The organism is Streptomyces sparsus (assembly GCF_054776295.1).
The window spans coordinates 1-1,779 of record NZ_BAAHCA010000961.1 but is presented as its reverse complement, the minus strand read 5'-3'; the positions used below and the strand labels follow the sequence as shown (position 1 = coordinate 1,779).

The 1,779-nt window shown below is 73.7% G+C and carries 1 protein-coding gene; it reads right to left on the bottom strand.

Translation table 11 applies throughout. From position 1 onward, the window contains the following. Positions 1 to 55: 55 nt before the first annotated feature. Positions 56 to 1,657, bottom strand: a complete 1,602-nt coding sequence (locus ACYVE9_RS25350; RefSeq protein ID WP_461030225.1) for an FAD-dependent oxidoreductase — start codon at positions 1,655 to 1,657, stop codon at positions 56 to 58. Between the last annotated feature and the right edge of the window lie 122 nt (positions 1,658 to 1,779).

Sequence of the window (1,779 nt, the reverse complement as noted above, 5' to 3'; positions counted from 1 at the left end):
CCCCGCGGCCGAACGGAGCCGCGGGGCCCGACCGTCGTCGGTTCCGAGCCGTCGATCAGGCCGGCCGGTCCCCGGGATCGGCCTCACCCTGCTCGGCCTCACCCTGCTCGGCACCGCCCTCAGCGACCTTGCGCTGCTGGAGGGGTGAGGTGGCCGGGCCCTGGATGACGCTGCCGTCCACCCCGAACCGGGAACCGTGGCAGGGGCAGTCCCAGGTGGTCTCCGCGTCGTTGAACTGGACCAGGCAGCCCAGGTGCGTGCAGCGCGCCGAGACCGCCTGGAGCGTGCCGTCCGGGTCCCGGTGCACCGCGCAGCGCTTGCCCTCGATACGGACGATGGCACCGTCGCCCGGTGCGATCTCCGTGACCGAGTCGACGTGCGGCGTACGGACCCGGTCCCCGATGAAGTGGCGCGCCACCGATGCCTGGAACTTCACCAGCTTCTGGGTGCCGCGCAGCCGGGGGACCCGCCGCGGGTCGTAGATGGCCGCCCACGGCGGCGTCTCGGTGCCGGTGATGGCCGCGGCCAGCAGCGTGCCGGACAGCACGCCACTGCTCATGCCCCAGCCGCCGAAGCCGGTGGCGACCCACACGTGCCGGGCCCCGGGATGGAACGGGCCGATGTGCGGCAGCGTGTCCTCGGTGTCGTTGTCCTGCGTCGCCCAGCGGTAGTTGAGGCGGGCCTGCGGATAGTGCTGCCCGGTCCACGCGGTGAGCCGGTCGAACCGCTCCCCGACACCCTCGTCACCGGGCGTGAAGGACTCACCGGTGACGATGAGCAGGCGGCGGCCCTCCCCGAAGGGCGCGGTGCGCACCGAGCGGGTGCGGTGCTCGGGCGTGATGTACATGCCCGCCGGATCGTCCTCGGCGGGGATCGCCCCGGCCACCACCAGCTCGCGGCGCGGCTTGAGCCGGGCGAACATCATGGCCCGGTCGAACACCGGGTAGTGGGTGGCCACCACGACGTCCTTCGCCGTCACCTCGGTACCGTGCTCGGTCGTCAGCCGGCAGGGGGTGCCCTCCTTGAGCTCCACGACCCGGGTGCGCTCGTGGATCACGCCGCCGTGCTCCTGGAGGTCCCGTGCGAGCCCGAGCAGGTACTTGCGCGGGTGGAACTGGAACTGGCCGTCCAGCCGAGCGGCCCCGGCCACGGGGAACGGCAGCGTAGTCTCGGTGGTGAAGGACACCGCCAGCCCGGCCTGCGCCGCAGCCTCGGCCTCCTCCTCCACGTCCCGGCGGCCCTGCTCGGACTCCGCGTACACGAACGCCGGCGCCCGTTCCAGGTCGGCGTCCAGCCCGAGATCCGCACAGACCCCGGCGACGTGCTCCACCGCGTGCCGCTGTGCCTGCGCGTGCAGCGCGGCGGTCGGGGCCCCGAGGACCCGCCGGACCGAGGAGTAGGTGAGGCTGTGCAGCGCGGACAGCTTCGCGGTGGTGTGACCCGTCACCCCGGCGGCGATGCGGTCCGCCTCCAGTACCGCCACACTGCGCCCGCGGCGGGCCAGCTCCCAGGCGGCGCTGAGCCCGGCGATACCGCCGCCGACGACGGCGACGTCCACGTCCAGTGAGCGGGTGAGGGGGGAATGGGAGGTGCTCTCGGTCGACTCCATCCAGTACGAACCGTGCACGGTGCTGTCAGAGGTGCTGTCAGAGGCCATGCGTTCGCGGTTTCCCCGCCCGGCCGGAACCTAACAACCGCCGGGTGCCGCACGTCCCCGCCCCCGCCGGCGAGGCGCCGGCCCCGGTGCCTGCTGCGGGACGGGGAACGCGCACCCGGCGG

Bases quoted from the DNA above. Each gene is read 5' to 3' on its own strand.
- ACYVE9_RS25350 (WP_461030225.1), bottom strand. From the start codon at position 1,657: ATGGCCTCTGACAGCACCTCTGACAGCACCGTGCACGGTTCGTACTGG.